Annotated in this window: 16 protein-coding genes and 1 pseudogene; 16 read left to right on the forward strand and 1 reads right to left on the reverse strand. The window is 39.8% G+C overall.

Annotated features, from left to right (window positions below; all coding sequences use genetic code 11):
• The first annotated feature begins 3 nt into the window (after positions 1-3).
• Positions 4-1,047, forward strand: coding sequence for an MJ1255/VC2487 family glycosyltransferase (locus BQ4443_RS09285; protein WP_071058638.1), 1,044 nt, complete (start codon positions 4-6; stop codon positions 1,045-1,047).
• Positions 1,048-1,122: 75 nt separating this feature from the next.
• On the opposite strand, the gene argE is transcribed toward BQ4443_RS09285, so the two are convergent.
• Complete coding sequence (gene argE / locus BQ4443_RS09290) at positions 1,123-2,274, reverse strand: acetylornithine deacetylase (protein WP_071058639.1); 1,152 nt, start codon at positions 2,272-2,274, stop codon at positions 1,123-1,125.
• A gap of 241 nt (positions 2,275-2,515) precedes the next feature.
• Between argE and BQ4443_RS09295 the strand changes: the two genes are divergently transcribed.
• From BQ4443_RS09295 to phnP, 15 genes and pseudogenes are all read left to right on the forward strand, one after another.
• Entirely contained in the window at positions 2,516-2,932 is a 417-nt protein-coding gene (locus BQ4443_RS09295) for a DUF805 domain-containing protein (RefSeq protein ID WP_071058641.1), read from the forward strand.
• Between the two features lie 156 nt (positions 2,933-3,088).
• Complete coding sequence (locus BQ4443_RS09300) at positions 3,089-4,600, forward strand: YifB family Mg chelatase-like AAA ATPase (protein ID WP_023953294.1); 1,512 nt, start codon at positions 3,089-3,091, stop codon at positions 4,598-4,600.
• A gap of 301 nt (positions 4,601-4,901) precedes the next feature.
• A pseudogene (gene phnC, locus BQ4443_RS09305) lies at positions 4,902-5,762 on the forward strand (phosphonate ABC transporter ATP-binding protein).
• Between the two features lie 25 nt (positions 5,763-5,787).
• A complete protein-coding gene (phnD, locus tag BQ4443_RS09310) occupies positions 5,788-6,762 on the forward strand; it encodes a phosphonate ABC transporter substrate-binding protein (protein WP_071058642.1) in 975 nt (324 codons plus the stop codon).
• A 49-nt stretch (positions 6,763-6,811) separates the two neighbouring features.
• Positions 6,812-7,639 carry a phosphonate ABC transporter, permease protein PhnE gene (gene phnE / locus BQ4443_RS09315; protein ID WP_371128783.1) on the forward strand — a complete coding sequence of 276 codons (828 nt, stop codon included), beginning with the start codon at positions 6,812-6,814 and terminating at the stop codon, positions 7,637-7,639.
• Between the two features lie 28 nt (positions 7,640-7,667).
• Positions 7,668-8,420, forward strand: coding sequence for a GntR family transcriptional regulator (locus BQ4443_RS09320; protein ID WP_071058643.1), 753 nt, complete (start codon positions 7,668-7,670; stop codon positions 8,418-8,420).
• Positions 8,417-8,863 carry a phosphonate C-P lyase system protein PhnG gene (gene phnG, locus BQ4443_RS09325; protein ID WP_023950124.1) on the forward strand — a complete coding sequence of 149 codons (447 nt, stop codon included), beginning with the start codon at positions 8,417-8,419 and terminating at the stop codon, positions 8,861-8,863. Before BQ4443_RS09320 ends, phnG begins: the two co-directional genes overlap by 4 nt.
• Positions 8,860-9,456 (forward strand): phosphonate C-P lyase system protein PhnH, encoded by a 597-nt coding sequence (gene phnH, locus BQ4443_RS09330; protein WP_023950123.1) that lies wholly within the window; start codon positions 8,860-8,862, stop codon positions 9,454-9,456. Before phnG ends, phnH begins: the two co-directional genes overlap by 4 nt.
• 2 nt (positions 9,457-9,458) lie before the next feature.
• Positions 9,459-10,550 (forward strand): carbon-phosphorus lyase complex subunit, encoded by a 1,092-nt coding sequence (locus BQ4443_RS09335; RefSeq protein WP_071058644.1) that lies wholly within the window; start codon positions 9,459-9,461, stop codon positions 10,548-10,550.
• On the forward strand, positions 10,543-11,424 hold the full coding sequence (locus BQ4443_RS09340; protein WP_023950121.1) for an alpha-D-ribose 1-methylphosphonate 5-phosphate C-P-lyase PhnJ: 882 nt from the start codon (positions 10,543-10,545) through the stop codon (positions 11,422-11,424). The genes BQ4443_RS09335 and BQ4443_RS09340 overlap by 8 nt, the downstream gene beginning before the upstream one ends.
• Before the next feature lie 2 nt (positions 11,425-11,426).
• Complete coding sequence (gene phnK / locus BQ4443_RS09345; protein ID WP_071058645.1) at positions 11,427-12,212, forward strand: phosphonate C-P lyase system protein PhnK; 786 nt, start codon at positions 11,427-11,429, stop codon at positions 12,210-12,212.
• Between the two features lie 21 nt (positions 12,213-12,233).
• Positions 12,234-12,938 carry a phosphonate C-P lyase system protein PhnL gene (gene phnL / locus BQ4443_RS09350; RefSeq protein ID WP_071058647.1) on the forward strand — a complete coding sequence of 235 codons (705 nt, stop codon included), beginning with the start codon at positions 12,234-12,236 and terminating at the stop codon, positions 12,936-12,938.
• Entirely contained in the window at positions 12,928-14,073 is a 1,146-nt protein-coding gene (locus BQ4443_RS09355) for an alpha-D-ribose 1-methylphosphonate 5-triphosphate diphosphatase (RefSeq protein WP_071058648.1), read from the forward strand. The genes phnL and BQ4443_RS09355 overlap by 11 nt, the downstream gene beginning before the upstream one ends.
• Complete coding sequence (gene phnN, locus BQ4443_RS09360; RefSeq protein ID WP_071058650.1) at positions 14,073-14,633, forward strand: phosphonate metabolism protein/1,5-bisphosphokinase (PRPP-forming) PhnN; 561 nt, start codon at positions 14,073-14,075, stop codon at positions 14,631-14,633. The genes BQ4443_RS09355 and phnN overlap by 1 nt, the downstream gene beginning before the upstream one ends.
• Positions 14,630-15,388: a phosphonate metabolism protein PhnP gene (gene phnP / locus BQ4443_RS09365; protein ID WP_071058653.1), complete on the forward strand. Its 759-nt coding sequence runs from the start codon at positions 14,630-14,632 to the stop codon at positions 15,386-15,388. The genes phnN and phnP overlap by 4 nt, the downstream gene beginning before the upstream one ends.
• Positions 15,389-15,531: the final 143 nt, after the last annotated feature.

Below are 15,531 nucleotides of genomic sequence, written 5' to 3' on the forward strand. Positions count from 1 at the left end.
ACTATGCGTATATTATATGGTGTACAAGCAACGGGGAATGGTCATATTACTAGAGCAAGGGTAATGTTACCCGCCTTAAAAGCGCAAGGCTTTGAGGTAGATTTTTTATTTAGTGGTCGTTCTTTGGATGCTTATTTTGATATGGACATTTTTGGTCACTATCAAATTAGGAAAGGTTTTACCTTTGCAGGTAGTCATTGTTCTATTAATTGGTTAAAAACGATTCAACAAGCCGAAATTCTTAATTTCTATCATGATGTTCAATCACTAGCATTAACGAAATACGATTTGGTGATAACTGACTTTGAGCCTGTCAGTGCATGGGCGGCTAAAATCAAAAAAATCCCCTCTGTTGGTTTAGCTCATCAATATGCTTTGGCGTTTGGTTTGCCGGGATTAAAATTCACCCCGGGTATTGGTCATATTTTACATACCTTTGCTCCAGCCAAATATCCTATAGGTGTCCATTGGGATCATTTTGGTCAAACGATTATCCCACCACTGATACATTTAAATCATGAAACGCCGACCAGAGAGGATGATGTTATTTTAGTGTACTTGCCATTTGAAGCAGAGAAAGGCTTATTTCAATGGTTGGGGCAAGTGCCTAATCAGCGGTTTGTGGTTTATAGTAAATCAATAGTCACGGAACAAATATCGCCTAATATTGTGGTAAAGCCATTAAGTAGAGAGACTTTTCCTGTAGATTTTGCAAATTGCCAAGGCGTCATTTCCAATACAGGCTTTGGTCTTTGTAGCGAAGCGATGGTATTAGGGAAAAAGATACTAACATTTCCGATTAAAGGGCAGATAGAGCAACGCTCAAATGCAGAGGTGTTGAAGCAACTTAATCGTGCAACGGTAATTGATGATTATGATGTCAATATATTACAGCAATGGCTTAAACAACCCTCAGTTCCTAAGGCACAACTTCCAGATGTGGCAACAGAAGTCGCAAAATGGTTAGCAAAAGGGGAGCTTGATCAAAGAAAAAATCTGGTTGATTCTCTATGGGAACAAACTAAAGATATTCAGCTAAGTCGCTAAACTGACTATCTGATACATAGTTTGTATCAGATATATCAGCCACGCCATCTAAACGCTTAACTATGAAAACTACGCTTAATTTACTTTTAATAGTTTAAGTAAAAAGTCTTCACATGCCTGTAATTGGTCTTTTTCAATAAACTCATTTGCCTTATGAGCTTGTTCAATATGACCCGGGCCACAAACAATGGTGGGAATACCGGCTTTTTGGAATAGTCCAGCTTCTGTTCCATAGGCTACTTTAGTGGTATCACTATCACGTAATAGTTCTCTCGCTAGGGTGGTAATTGCGGCTTCCTCAGACGCTTCTAAACCAGGTGAACTAGAAACCTCTGAAATTTCAATATTAGCATCTGGGAATTCTTTTTTCATGCGAGGAATTAATTCATCTTTGACATAGGCATCAATCTTGGCTTGAATTTCTTCTTTGGGGATACCGGGTAGATTACGGAATTCATAATTAAATTGGCATAATTCAGGGATAGTATTAACAGCAATACCACCTTGAATCATATTACTTGTCATCGTGGTGTACGGTACATCATAATCATTATCAAAAGGACCTTGCTGACGGTAAATATCGGCTAAATCACGGATATGACAAATAAGGCGAGCCGCATGTTCAATAGCATTACAGCCTCTTGGTGTTAAGGAGGAATGTGCTGCTTTACCATGAACGGTACAAGAGAAAACATTAATGCCTTTATGTGCAACGACAACACGCATATTAGTAGGCTCACCCACCACACAACCATCAATCTGTTGTCCCTTTTCTTTGAGTGCTTCAAGCATGACAGGTGCACCTAGGCAGCCAATTTCTTCATCATAAGAAAAAGCAAAATGAATTGGTTTACGACGTTCTAGTTCAACTAGTTTTGGCACAATAGCTAAACAACATGCAATAAACCCTTTCATATCGCAAGTACCACGCCCATAGAGGCGAGAGCCTTTTTCTGTTAGTTCAAATGGAGAGGTCTCCCAAATTTGTTTATCTACTGGTACTACATCTGTGTGTCCAGATAAAGCAATTCCTCCCTGCGTTTCACCAGTAGAGGATGGAAGTGTTGCAAATAAATTAGCCTTAGTATTATCAGCATTGTGTGAAAGAGAGCATTGGTAACCAAAGCTAGTCAAAAACTGCTGAACTTCTTGGATAAGGGCTAAATTGGAGTAACGACTGGTCGTATCAAAAGAGACAAGCTTTTCTAACCATTGTTGAGCATTCATAAAAACAACCTAAATAGTTAATCATAAAACAGTACTAAGTAGAGAGAATAGACAGGTACAAACAATTCTCTATATGGCTATTAGCTAATGCATATTGCCATAGGTTCTTCTATTATGAACTGATTTAAAAAAAGAAATGGCAAGATGATTAAATTGATAAAAATTAATTTTAGAGTGCTAACTTATCCTCAACGTTACAATAAAGAGAAGAGATTGATAGTATTTTCAATGGAGAGTGAGAATGTGGGAAGCCTATATTGAGGGATGGCGAAAGTACTTTAATATCTCAGGAAGAACGAGTCGAAGAGACTATTGGTTTTTTACCGTGATGGCTGTTCTTGTGTTTATACTAACGTATTACGCAGATTTTTTTCTTGGCACATTGATTCTATCACCCACGGCAGTAGCAGGGCAAGCAGAAGAGCCGTTTGGGATTATTAATTCAATTTATCTTATCGCAATTCTTATTCCGAACCTGACTATTACGATTCGACGCTTGCATGATATTGGTAAAAGTGCCGTGTGGCTTGTGCTATTGTTGATACCATTTTTTGGCTTGCTATTATTTATCTACTATATGTGTAAGGGTAGTGATGCGACTAATCGGTATGGGGTTAATCCAAACAATGAGGAAGTTGTTTTTGAGCATTGTCAGTAATGTTTTAAGATAGAAATCTCATTTACTATGGTGCAATATAGGGTGTAATGTAGAGTGCAATTTTAAGCTTAAAGAAAAAGAGGGTGGATATTCTTATCCCCCCTCTCTTTTTTTTTCTCTGCTTTGTAGGCATACTGTGCTGAAAAAGGAGGGGGAATGAGTTTAGCGGTTTTATATAGTTGTGCATTGTCAGGGATGCAGGCGCCAATAGTATGTGTAGAGGTTCATCTATCGGCTGGGTTACCTAACTTCACCATTGTCGGTTTGCCTGATACAGGGGTGAGGGAGAGTAAAGAGCGGGTACGATCGGCAATTGACTCGGGAGGATGGGATTTTCCACCAGGTAGGTTTACGGTGAATTTATCACCGACAGCCTTACCTAAGGAATCAGGGCGATTTGATTTGCCGATAGCGATCGGTGTATTGATGGCGACAGGACAAGTGGTTCTCTCTGAACAGCAACAGGCAAATTTAGAAAATATGTATTTTATGGCAGAGTTATCATTAACTGGCGCATTAATTTCTATTCAAGCCCCCTTAATTATTGCTTTATCAATTTATAAACAAAATCCGAAAGCGATTTTAATATTGCCCGAAGAGGATGCCAAAATTGCAGCTAGAGTAGAAGGATTAACGGTTATTGGTGCCAAAACACTTAATGACGTGGCTGATTATCTTTCTGGTCGTTTGGAGTTGGATAAAAGCTATTATCAGCAGCCAGAGCCTAGGTATCAGGATAAGCCACTCTGTTTATCAGATATACGTGGGCAACCCTATGCTTGTCATGTGTTAGAGATTGCTGCCAGTGGAGGGCATGGATTAATTCTATCGGGTTCTCCAGGTGTCGGTAAGAGCATGCTTGCACATAGGCTACCTACGTTATTACCAAGTTTAACGATGGCACAACAATTGGATTTAATCGCTATTTATAGTTTGGTGCATTCATTAGAGCCACCAGATCCGCAATTACCACCTTTCCGTGCCCCACATCACTCTTGTTCAATGGTAGCTTTGGTTGGGGGAGGTGCAGCGGCATTACCAGGTGAAATTAGTTTAGCGAATCATGGAGTCTTATTTTTGGATGAATTACCTGAGTTTGATAGAAAAGCCTTGGAAGCATTGCGAGAGCCCTTAGATACGGGAGAAATTCATATTTCTAGAGCAAAACGTTCACAAAGTTATCCTGCACGTTTTCAATTAGTGGCGGCTTATAACCCATGCCCTTGTGGGTACTTAGGGCATGCAACTAAATTATGTCGATGTACACCTGAAAAGGTCGAACGTTATCAAAGTAAATTATCAGGTCCTTTGCTAGAGAGAATTGATATTCATCTACAGGTTCAAGCGATTAAGAAGGATTGGTTGACAGCGGAAACCGCAGAAACTTCGGCAAGGGTTAGAGAGCGAGTTGTCGACTGTAGAGAAAGGCAATATCAGCGTCAAGGAGGATTAAACGCTTATTTAAGCAATGCACAGATAGAGGAGTTTTGTCGGTTAGATAAGGCTAGTCAACATCTTTTGACTCAAGCTATGAATAAGTTTTCTTGGTCGGCAAGGGTAAATCAGCGAGTATTAAAAGTAGCTCGCACCATTGCTGATATGGCAGGTCATTCCTCGATAGAAAAAGAGGATCTAACACAAGCTATTATGTGTCGCTGTGAACATTAAGTGTTGTTTTAGTGGTAATAACGTGAATTTTTACAAATTCAAAGAACATTAACTTGTCTATAAAAAGCCTAATAGTTATACAAGTTATTTAAGCTTAGGTACGGACTATCACCTTGAATTCATAATGCTTTTCAGATTTTGTTACAAATATAGAGTGAAGAAAAAGGGAACTTGTCTAACGTAAGCATAGAAATATTTCAATATTGTCAAAAAAAATTCACAGTACTGTCTTATTTGCCCATTAGGATGCTCTCAATGCAAGAAATTTTTAAAAATTCTTTGAGAGTTAAAAGGGTGAATAATGAGTAATGCTATTTTAGTAAAAGGCTTAAATAAGCATTTTGGCAAAAAGCATGTGCTTAAGAATATAAATACCACAATTGCTAAAGGAACGATGACAGCGTTAATTGGCGCATCTGGATCAGGTAAGTCTACCTTGATGCGTCATATGGTTGGTCTAGCGACAGCAAATGATAAGCAAGGTGGAACAATTCGTTTATTAGACCAAATCGTTCAAGAAAACGGTCGTTTGGATAGTAATGTACGTCGGCTACGTGCAAATGTTGGCTATATTTTTCAACAATTTAATTTAGTTGGACGATTATCAGTACTTAAAAATGTATTAATTGGTTGATTAGGGCGTATGCCTCGTTGGCGTGGAACGTTAGGTATTTTTACTAAAGAAGAAAAGCAATTAGCCTTACGTGCTTTGGAAAGAGTAGGGTTACTTGAATTTGCTTATAGCCGAGCGTCTACGCTATCAGGTGGACAGCAACAACGAGTAGCTATTGCTAGAGCACTTTGCCAAGAGGCAGATATTATTTTAGCCGATGAGCCAATTGCGTCACTAGATCCTGAATCAGCACGCCGCGTTATGTCCACATTGGAGTCAATTAATAAAGAAGACGGAAAGACTGTCATTGTGACATTACACCAAGTTGATTATGCCGTTAAATATTGCCCTGAAGCTATAGCACTTAAAAATGGTGAAATTATTTTCCAAGGCTCTAGTCAACAATTAAGCAATGATTTCCTCATCAAATTATATGGGGCCGAAGCAGGGACAGCTTTGTTATTTGGATCATCTTCAGAAGAGATTTCTGCAGAGGACTCACCCTCTAGTTCTATCCACCATCAATCGCCACAATTTAAATTGGCTTAATTTTGTTTTATAAGGAACAGCAATAATGTTTAAATCGTTATTATGTACAGTCAGCTTAACAGCAGCTACACTTTTTGCACAAACAACTGTGCAAGCAAAAGATTTGAATTTTGGTATTATTTCTACTGAATCAGCACAAAACTTACGACAATTATGGAATCCGTTCTTGGCGGATATGTCTAAAAAAACAGGTTATAACGTTAAAGCATTCTTTGCTCCTGACTATGCAGGCATTATTCAAGGGATGCGTTTTGATAAGGTTGATATTGCTTGGTATGGTAATAAATCAGCGATTGAAGCGGTTGATCGTGCTAATGGTGAAGTGATTTATCAAACGGTAGCATCAGATGGTTCTCCAGGCTATTGGAGTTTGATTGTTGCTCATAAAGATAGCCCATTAAATAATGTAGATGACCTATTAAAAAATGCTAAAAACTTAAATTTTGCGAATGGTGATCCGAACTCTACTTCTGGTTTCTTAGTACCCGGTTACTATGTATTTGCTAAGAATAAAGTTGATCCTGTAAGTGCATTTAAACGAGTAGTAAATGGTAGCCATGAAGTCAATGCGTTATCAGTCGCTAATAAACAAGTGGATGCAGGTACTTTTAATACTGAAGGTATGGATCGTTTAAAACAAACGCAACCAGAAAAGGCTGCCTTATTGAAAGAAATCTGGCGCTCTCCATTAATTCCTGGTGACCCAATTGTATGGCGTACAACATTAGATGCAGAGACAAAACAAAAAATTAAAGTGTTTTTTGATACTTATGGCGATAAACCAGAAGAGCTAGAAACATTGAAAAAATTAGGTTGGACTAAATTCCAACCTTCATCAAATGATCAATTATTACCAATCCGTCAATTAGAAGCCTTTAAGAAACGTGCTCAAGTAGAGGACAAAAAAGACTTACCAGAGGCTGAAAAAACTAAGCAATTAGCTGAATTAGATAGCAAATTAAAAGAGCTTGAAGAAGCAATTGCAAAAACGAAAAAATAATTGATTATTGCTGTGCCTTATCATCAAGCACTATGCTAAATAGTGCTTGATGACGGTAAATTTTTCTATTTATATCATTACTATGTCAGATACTACATTAACTTCATTACCACAAGCACCTAAATCATTTACCTTAGCTAAGCTATTTGTCTGGGTGGGGATTGCCTTTGTCTTGGCATGGGCTTGGGAAGGAGCTGAGATGAAGCCCTTAACGCTTATTAAGGATTCAGGCAATATGCTGACATTTGCTAAAGACTTTTTTCCACCAGATTTTTCTGATTGGAAATTGTATTTTAGAGAGATGATTATTACCGTACAGATTGCTATTTGGGGAACCGTATTAGCTATTTTATTAGGTATACCATTTGGTTTGATGTCATCGAATAATATTGTGCCTTGGTGGGTGTATCAGCCAATACGACGTCTAATGGATGCGTTTAGATTTATTAATGAAATGGTGTTTGCCATGTTGTTTGTCGTGGCGGTTGGCTTAGGTCCTTTTGCTGGGGTGCTGGCTTTATTTGTAGGAACGACAGGCGTATTAGCAAAATTGTTTGCAGAGGCAGTAGAGTCCATTGACCCCGGTCCAGTCGAGGGGGTTCGGGTAACTGGTGCGAGTAAATTACAAGAAATTATTTTTGGTGTTATTCCACAAGTATTGCCATTATGGATTTCATATGCACTTTATCGCTTTGAGTCAAACGTTCGCTCAGCTACTGTTGTCGGTATGGTTGGTGCAGGAGGCATTGGTGTGATGCTTTGGGAAGCCATTAGAGGATTTAATTTCACTCAAACAAGTGCAATTTTGTTGATTATTATTGTCAGTGTTACAGTGATTGATACGACCTCTCAACGTTTGCGTAAAATGTTTATCTAGTTTTCTCATTTGGTGAGTCAAGAGATTTATGGAAAAGCTTAACCGTTCATCTTCAAAGGGTGAAAACTTGTCTAGACAAGTTCAGCCGCTTTATCAGTCTATAGCAGGGACACTACGATCAGAATTAGTTCAATATCAAGCAGGTGATTTTTTGCCAGGTGAGTGGGTATTGGCAGAGCGCTTTGAAGTGAATCGTCATACGATTCGTCGAGCCTTAGATGTGTTGGTTCAGGAGGGAGCTGTCCTACGTGTACAAGGGAAAGGGACACAAGTATTAAGCCGTCCCTACATGTATTTTTTGAAAACCAATAAAGCCTTTAGTGAACAATTTGCTCAAAAGGGTATCAGCGTAGATAGTCGATTGCATAAACGGATGACTCGTGAGGGGCATCAGGATGAACTACGTCAACTTGGTTTAGATGAACACTCACGCGTCATTGAGATCCAAACCATTCGATGGATTAATGATGAAGTGATTAGTCTGATGAAGCATATTTATAGTCAAGAATTGGAAAAAGTATTCTCAGCGTATAAAGGCGGCTCAATTAGACATTTTTTAAAGCAACAAGGTATTTTTCTAAAAAGAGATTCCAGCGTAATAGGTGCTCGATTGCCTACTACGTTAGAAGCAAGTTTGTTAGGTGTGACACAAATAACGCCAATTATAACGGTGCTGACTGTGTCAAGAGATATTTTAGGTAATCCAATGGAACTCACCTTTTCAATTAATCGTGCCGATAGAGTAAATTACCACGTCACGATGAATGGGGATAATGAATGAATAAGACAAGACAGTTGACGGAACGTCAGCAATGGATGCAAATTTTAGCAAGAGCAGGAACAGCGTTGCTTCAGTTTGAAGATATATTGACACAACAACCCTATCAAGTAATCAGACCCGCACAAAGCGGCATGGTGATGGTCAGAGGACGAGCGGGCGGGACGGGTCAGGCATTTAACTTAGGTGAAATGACCGTCACACGTTGTGTTGTGCAATTAAATGATGGACGCACAGGTTATAGCTATGTTGCTGGACGACATCAGAAACAAGCCGAGTTAGCTGCTATTGCTGATGCACTTTTGCAAGGAAAAGAACATGCTGACATCAAGGCTCAACTTATTGATGTATTAGCACAAGCACAACAAACACAACGAGAACAACGTGCTGCTGAGGTAGCAGGCTCCAAAGTAGAGTTCTTTACATTAATTCGGGGTGAAGCATGATAGAAGCAGTTTTACAAAAGGGCTTTAATGATGAGGTGCAAGATGCACAATTAACTTTCCGTGCAGCATTAAAAGCTTTATCAGAGCCGGGGACTTATTGCCAAGCTGCCTCAGTTGCTCCATTAGCCTCATTGTCTGGTGTCGGTGTTGCGTTGATTCTCACACTTTGTGATAGTGATAGTCGTGTCTATCTAGGCAAGCCATTTGATAATGAGCAGATTAAGCACAACCTTTCATTTCATTGTGGCTGTCAAATCGTCACGGATATTGACCAAGCAGATTTTGTACTTATCACAGAGCAAGAGATTAACCTTTTGTCCTCATGCCGGTTAGGAACAGATAGAGATCCAGAAAAAGGGGCAACCGTACTTTTGCAAGTGACCTCTTTACAAGGAGGGGACAGTTATTGCTTGACAGGACCTGGTATTGAAACTGAAAAAATAATTAATCCTCAGGTGTCTGCTCAATTATGGGAGCTTAGACAGCAATTGAATCAATTTCCACGTGGTTTAGACTTTTTTATGTTTGATGCAAAAGCAATGTTAGGTATTCCTAGAACCACGAAAGTCAGCATGAAGAAAGTAGGAGAGTAATTATGTACGTGGCAGTAAAAGGTGGTGAAAAGGCAATTAGTCATGCACATAAACTTTTAGCCCATAAACGCAGAGGTGATACCCAATATCCTGAGTTGAGTGTCGAGCAAATTCAACAGCAAATGCCTTTAGCTATTGCGCGTGTGATGAGTGAAGGGTCCTTATATGATCCTGCCTTGGCGGCATTGGCGATTAAGCAGTCAGCAGGTGATTTACTAGAAGCCATATTTTTATTAAGAGCCTATCGAACCACCCTAAGCCGCTTTTGTCATTCATGTCCATTAGAGACTAGTGATATGCAAGTGGAAAGACGTATTTCGGCAGCTTATAAGGATTTACCTGGAGGGCAGGTATTAGGTCCTACATTTGACTATACACACCGATTATTAGATTTTGTATTAGCCGCAGAGCAAGATCATCAAGTGAGCATTGAAAAGAAAACAGTGGAAGATACTGAGTATCCAAGGGTATTACAAATGCTTGAAGATGAGGGTTTGATGAGAAGTGAAGAGTCTTCTAACCAACCTGTAGCAGATATTACGCGTGAGCCGGTTGATTTTCCGACAAATCGTGCGCAACGGTTGCAAGCCTTAGCACGTGGTGATGAGGGCTTTTTATTAGCACTAGGTTATTCAACACAGCGAGGCTATGGACGAAATCATCCTTTTGCCGGTGAAATTCGTATTGGTTTTGTGGAAGTGTGGATTGAGCCAGAAGAATTAGATTTTGCTGTACCTGTTGGTGATATAGAAGTGACTGAGTGCGAAATGATTAATCAGTTTGTAGGATCGCTAACAGAGCCTGCTCAGTTTACCAGAGGATACGGCTTAGCATTTGGTTATAACGAACGTAAAGTGATGGGTATGGCATTGGTTGATAGAGCCCTAAGAGCGAAAGAGTATGGAGAGGAAATTACCTCTCCTGCCCAACAAGAGGAATTTGTGATGATGCATTGTGATAATGTCGAAGCGGCTGGTTTTGTGTCACATTTGAAATTGCCTCACTATGTGGATTTCCAATCAGAATTAGAGTTGATTAGAAAAATGCGTAAACCTTTACAAGATAAGGCTACACAAGGGGATGACAATGTCTAGTACTCAAACAAAGCCAATAGATAATGCGTATAACTTTGCTTATTTGGATGAGCAGACCAAGCGTATGCTCAGACGTTGCCTACTGAAAGCGGTGGCTATTCCGGGGTATCAAGTGCCTTTTGGTGGACGTGAAATGCCTTTGCCGTATGGATGGGGGACAGGTGGTATGCAAGTGACAGCGGCTATTTTAGGTCAAGATGATGTTTTAAAAGTAATAGACCAAGGGGCAGATGATACGACTAATGCCGTGTCTATTCGACATTTTTTTGAACGAACAGCTGGTGTTAACACAACGGAAAAAACTGAGCTTGCGACGATTATTCAAACACGTCACCGTATTCCTGAAAAGGCGTTAAAAGAAGATCAAATTATGGTTTTTCAAGTGCCAATTCCTGAACCTTTGCGTTTTATTGAACCATCGGAAACCGAAACCAAAACGATGCATGCATTAAATGATTATGGTGTGATGCATGTAAAACTGTATGAGGATATTGCTCGTTTTGGACATATTGCAACAGCCTATGCTTATCCCGTACTAGTGAATGATCGCTATGTGATGGATCCATCACCCATTCCTAAATTTGATAATCCTAAGCTAGATAAAAGTCCTGCCTTAATGCTTTTTGGTGCTGGTCGTGAAAAGCGTCTATATGCTGTCCCCCCGTTTACTGAGGTACAAAGTCTAGATTTTGAGGATCATCCGTTTACTGTTCAACAATGGGATCATGCATGTGATATTTGTGGTTCTCGTCATTCTTTCCTAGATGAACTGATTACCGATGACCAAGGTGGGCGTAGTTATGTGTGTTCTGATACTGATTATTGTGCCGAACAAGTAGCTAAAAAAAGTGTAGAACAGCAGGAGGATAAATAGTCATGGCTAGTATTTGCTCACAACCATTATTGCAGGTGACGAATGTCACTCATTTGTTTGGACCAGAAAAAGGATGCCAAGAGATTAGTTTTGATTTATATCCGGGTGAAGTGTTAGGAATTGTTGGAGAATCAGGTTCAGGAAAATCAACCTTATTAAGTGTGTTGTCAGGTAGACGCTCACCTGATTCTGGCTCTATTACGTATCTTAATGCAAAAAATGAACGGACAGATTTATACGCTTCTACAGAGGCGCAACGACGGACCTTACTCAGAACAGAGTGGGGATTTGTTGAACAAAATCCTCGTGATGGTTTGCGTATTGGAGTGTCAGCAGGCGCCAATATTGGTGAACGCTTGATGGCACAAGGCGAACGGCATTATGCAGAGTTACGTAAAGCAGCATTGCATTGGATGACACAAGTAGAGTTAGATACTAAACGTATTGATGATTTGCCTAGCACTTTTTCTGGTGGGATGCAGCAACGCTTACAAATTGCCCGTAACCTAGTTTCCAAACCTAGACTCGTGTTTATGGATGAACCAACCGCCGGGTTAGATGTATCAGTGCAAGCAAAGCTTCTTGATTTAATGCGGATGTTGGTAAGGGATCTAGGCTTGTCAGTTATTATCGTGACGCATGACCTAGCGGTAGCGCGCTTATTAGCGGATCGTTTGGTGGTTATGAGACGTTCACGTATAGTGGAAACGGGATTAACCGATCAAATATTGGATGATCCTCAGCACCCGTATAGCCAATTATTGGTGTCTTCGGTGTTACAGCCTTAATGTCTAAGGAGCAAAGAAAAAATGACATTAATGTTAGATGTTAAACAGTTATCAAAAACTTTCACGCTGCATCAGCAACAAGGTGTTGTATTGTCTGTTCTTGCGAATACAGGATTCGAGGTAAACCAAGGTGAATGTCTTGTGTTACATGGACCGTCAGGGGTAGGTAAATCTACTTTATTGAGAACCTTATATGGTAATTATTTACCCGCAGGAGGATCGATACGTATTCGTCATAACGGTGATTTTTGTGAAATGGTAGGTGCAGACCCACATCAAGTATTGGCAGTAAGACGGACTACTTTAGGTTATGTAAGTCAGTTTTTACGTGTGATTCCTAGGGTAACTTGTTTGGATGTAGTGAAAGAGCCTGCGTTGGCGAGAGGACATTCAGAGCAAGAGGCAGACAGTAAAGCCCGTGCTTTACTCTCTCGATTAAATATTCCAGAACGATTGTGGCATTTGGCACCAAATACATTCTCTGGTGGGGAGCAACAGCGCGTGAATATTGCTAGAGGATTTATGGTTCATTGGCCTGTGTTGCTATTGGATGAACCTACAGCCTCTTTGGATGAAATGAATAGAGCCGTGGTTTTAGAAATGATTGATGAAGTGAAAAAAGAGGGTACAACTATTGTGGGTATTTTTCACGATAAGCAAGCCAGAGAAACCGTTGCAACACGTTATTATAATATGCTAACTCAGGAGTATGAAGATGTCGTCTAATATGTTGATTAAGAATGCACACATCGTTTTAGCAGACGAAGTCATTCGTGGGTCTGTTGTTGTTGAAAATGGTCTTATCAAAGAAATTCAACAGGGAAATTCATCATTACCACAGGCAGTAGATTGGGAACAAGATTATCTAATGCCAGGATTTATTGAATTACATACAGATAACTTAGAGCGTTATATGAATCCCAGACCCGGTGTGGATTGGCCGTCACACAATGCTGTGCTTGCCCATGATGCACAAATCGTTGGGGCAGGTATTACCACTGTGTTTGATGCGCTCTCAATCGGTGATGTGAATCCTAAAGGAATGCGTTTAGCCCAGCTTCCAAGAATGCTTGAAGCCATTGAACATGAGAGTGATTATGGACATACCAGAGCAGATCACTTCTTACATTTGAGATGTGAAGTTAGTCACGAAAAAACATTAGATATTTTTAAAGAATTGGTCGATTACAAACGCGTTCATCTTGTGTCTATCATGGATCATACACCGGGGCAACGTCAGTTCGTCAAAATCGAAAAATATCGTGAGTATTACCAAGGTAAATATCATTTAAGCGATGAGGCAATGGATGCCTTTATCGAAAAGCAAACTCGTTGTGCAGAGCTATATAGCGATCCTTTTAGAAAGCAAATAGTGGAATTATGTCGTGCTAGAAATTTATCGTTGGCAAGCCATGATGATGCAACAGAAGAGCATGTAAAAGAGTCTGCTGAATGTGGTATGACAATTGCTGAGTTTCCTACTACTCATGAGGCAGCAGAACTAAGCCATAAATTAGGTCTAGCGGTCTTAATGGGGGCGCCAAATGTGGTTCGTGGTGGATCTCATTCAGGCAATATTGCGGCGATTGATTTGGCCAAAAAAGGTATTTTAGATATTTTATCTAGTGATTACTATCCAGCGAGTTTATTGCAGGCAGTGCGTATTTTAATGGATGCAGATATTGGTGTATCATTACCCAAGGCAGTGGATATGGTTGCTGGTGCACCTGCTCGAGCAGCTAACTTGCCGGATAGAGGACAAATTGCGATAGGGCTATTGGCGGATATTATGCGAATCCGTCGTAGTCAAAGCCAGTTTATTGTCAAAGAAGTGTATAAGAAAGGTAATAGGGTATTCTAATGCCAGGGCGTTTGGTTTATCTGATGGGAGCTTCTGGTGTTGGTAAAGATAGTTTGCTCAATGGTATTCGCACTAGTTTAGATGACCGTTTTCATATCATGAAAAGGTGGATAACGCGTCAAGATCAAACAAGTGCGGAAAGTGCATTTTACCTAACCGAAGCCGATTTTCTGGATAAAAAAGAGCAGGGTAATTTTGCCTTATGTTGGCAGGCTCATGGCTTATATTACGGTATTGACAAAGAACTTGATGATTTGTTATCACAAGGAAAAACAGTGATTGTAAATGGTTCGCGTCAATACAGCCCAGAGGTATTGCAACGGTATCCCAATGTGTTGGTCATTAATGTTATTGCATCACTAGATGTACTACGGCATAGACTGCAAACACGTGGTCGAGAAAGTCAACAACAGATCGAACAGAGAATCAGACGCAATCATGAGATTGACGAATCCTTATATAGCCGATTGCAGCAACAAGGAGCTGATGTAAAATTGTTGGATAATTCTGGTACATTATCAGAGACTATTCAACAATTTTTACAGCTAATTCAATCATGATATTTACCTTTTTGGGTACAGGAAGCTCTTCTTTAGTGCCTGTCTATAACTGTCAATGTATCGCATGCGAAAGGGCGCGTTTACAGCCTGAGTATAAACGTCGCCCTTGTAGTGCGTTAATAGAAATGCCTGACGGTAAGTGGTTGCTTGATAGTGGTTTAACAGACTTAACAGAACGTTTTGCACCAGATAAATTAAAAGGTATTTTTCAAACACATTATCATGCGGATCATGCGCAAGGATTATTACATTTACGTTGGGGCAAGGATTTAACCATCCCTGTGTATGGTCCCGCTGATCCAGATGGTTTAGCTGATTTATATAAACATCCAGGTATTTTAGATTTTAGCCCTACTTTTGAAGCCTTTGAGACTAAAGCATTTTCCGGCTTTTATATGACGGCATTACGGATGGAGCATTCTAAGCTAACTTATGGTTATCTGGTATCAACGACACAAGGAACTAATCTAGCTTATTTGACTGATACGAAAGGCTTGAGTGAAGAGGTAACACAATTTTTGAGGTCAGTATCGTTAGACTATGCGGTTATTGATTGTTCTTATCCACCAATAGCTAACCCTAAAAACCATAATGATTTAACACTAGCATTAGAATGCTTAAATACTATTGAGGCAACAAACTCTTATCTTACCCACATTGATCATAAGGTTGATGCTTATCTTATGCAAAACTCTTGTGCGTTACCTGACAATGTACAAGTCGCAAGAGATAATTTATCGTTAACATTGGTATAAAAAATGGTCTGTATACATGAATGTATGACAGACCGTTTGCGTGTCGATAGACTAACGCATTAGCATTAACGCTGAGCATTTAACCTCGTAGAGGCTTAATCCCAATTCACAATAGCAAAATAGGATAGCTGTGCTAAGTGAGA

The sequence above is a fragment of the Pelistega sp. MC2 genome, assembly GCF_900099475.1.
In the GTDB taxonomy this organism is placed as follows: domain Bacteria; phylum Pseudomonadota; class Gammaproteobacteria; order Burkholderiales; family Burkholderiaceae_B; genus Taylorella; species Taylorella indica.

What these genes read in the sequence shown, in the direction of transcription:
- BQ4443_RS09320 (WP_071058643.1), top strand. Translation starts at nt 7,668, where the DNA reads ATGGAAAAGCTTAACCGTTCATCTTCAAAGGGTGAAAACTTGTCTAGA.
- BQ4443_RS09340 (WP_023950121.1), top strand. Translation starts at nt 10,543, where the DNA reads ATGTCTAGTACTCAAACAAAGCCAATAGATAATGCGTATAACTTTGCT.
- phnN (WP_071058650.1), top strand. Translation starts at nt 14,073, where the DNA reads ATGCCAGGGCGTTTGGTTTATCTGATGGGAGCTTCTGGTGTTGGTAAA.
- BQ4443_RS09295 (WP_071058641.1), top strand. Translation starts at nt 2,516, where the DNA reads ATGTGGGAAGCCTATATTGAGGGATGGCGAAAGTACTTTAATATCTCA.
- phnD (WP_071058642.1), top strand. Translation starts at nt 5,788, where the DNA reads ATGTTTAAATCGTTATTATGTACAGTCAGCTTAACAGCAGCTACACTT.
- phnK (WP_071058645.1), top strand. Translation starts at nt 11,427, where the DNA reads ATGGCTAGTATTTGCTCACAACCATTATTGCAGGTGACGAATGTCACT.
- BQ4443_RS09335 (WP_071058644.1), top strand. Translation starts at nt 9,459, where the DNA reads ATGTACGTGGCAGTAAAAGGTGGTGAAAAGGCAATTAGTCATGCACAT.
- phnP (WP_071058653.1), top strand. Translation starts at nt 14,630, where the DNA reads ATGATATTTACCTTTTTGGGTACAGGAAGCTCTTCTTTAGTGCCTGTC.
- BQ4443_RS09285 (WP_071058638.1), top strand. Translation starts at nt 4, where the DNA reads ATGCGTATATTATATGGTGTACAAGCAACGGGGAATGGTCATATTACT.
- phnG (WP_023950124.1), top strand. Translation starts at nt 8,417, where the DNA reads ATGAATAAGACAAGACAGTTGACGGAACGTCAGCAATGGATGCAAATT.
- phnH (WP_023950123.1), top strand. Translation starts at nt 8,860, where the DNA reads ATGATAGAAGCAGTTTTACAAAAGGGCTTTAATGATGAGGTGCAAGAT.
- BQ4443_RS09355 (WP_071058648.1), top strand. Translation starts at nt 12,928, where the DNA reads ATGTCGTCTAATATGTTGATTAAGAATGCACACATCGTTTTAGCAGAC.
- argE (WP_071058639.1), bottom strand. Translation starts at nt 2,274, where the DNA reads ATGAATGCTCAACAATGGTTAGAAAAGCTTGTCTCTTTTGATACGACC.
- BQ4443_RS09300 (WP_023953294.1), top strand. Translation starts at nt 3,089, where the DNA reads ATGAGTTTAGCGGTTTTATATAGTTGTGCATTGTCAGGGATGCAGGCG.
- phnL (WP_071058647.1), top strand. Translation starts at nt 12,234, where the DNA reads ATGACATTAATGTTAGATGTTAAACAGTTATCAAAAACTTTCACGCTG.
- phnE (WP_371128783.1), top strand. Translation starts at nt 6,812, where the DNA reads ATGACGGTAAATTTTTCTATTTATATCATTACTATGTCAGATACTACA.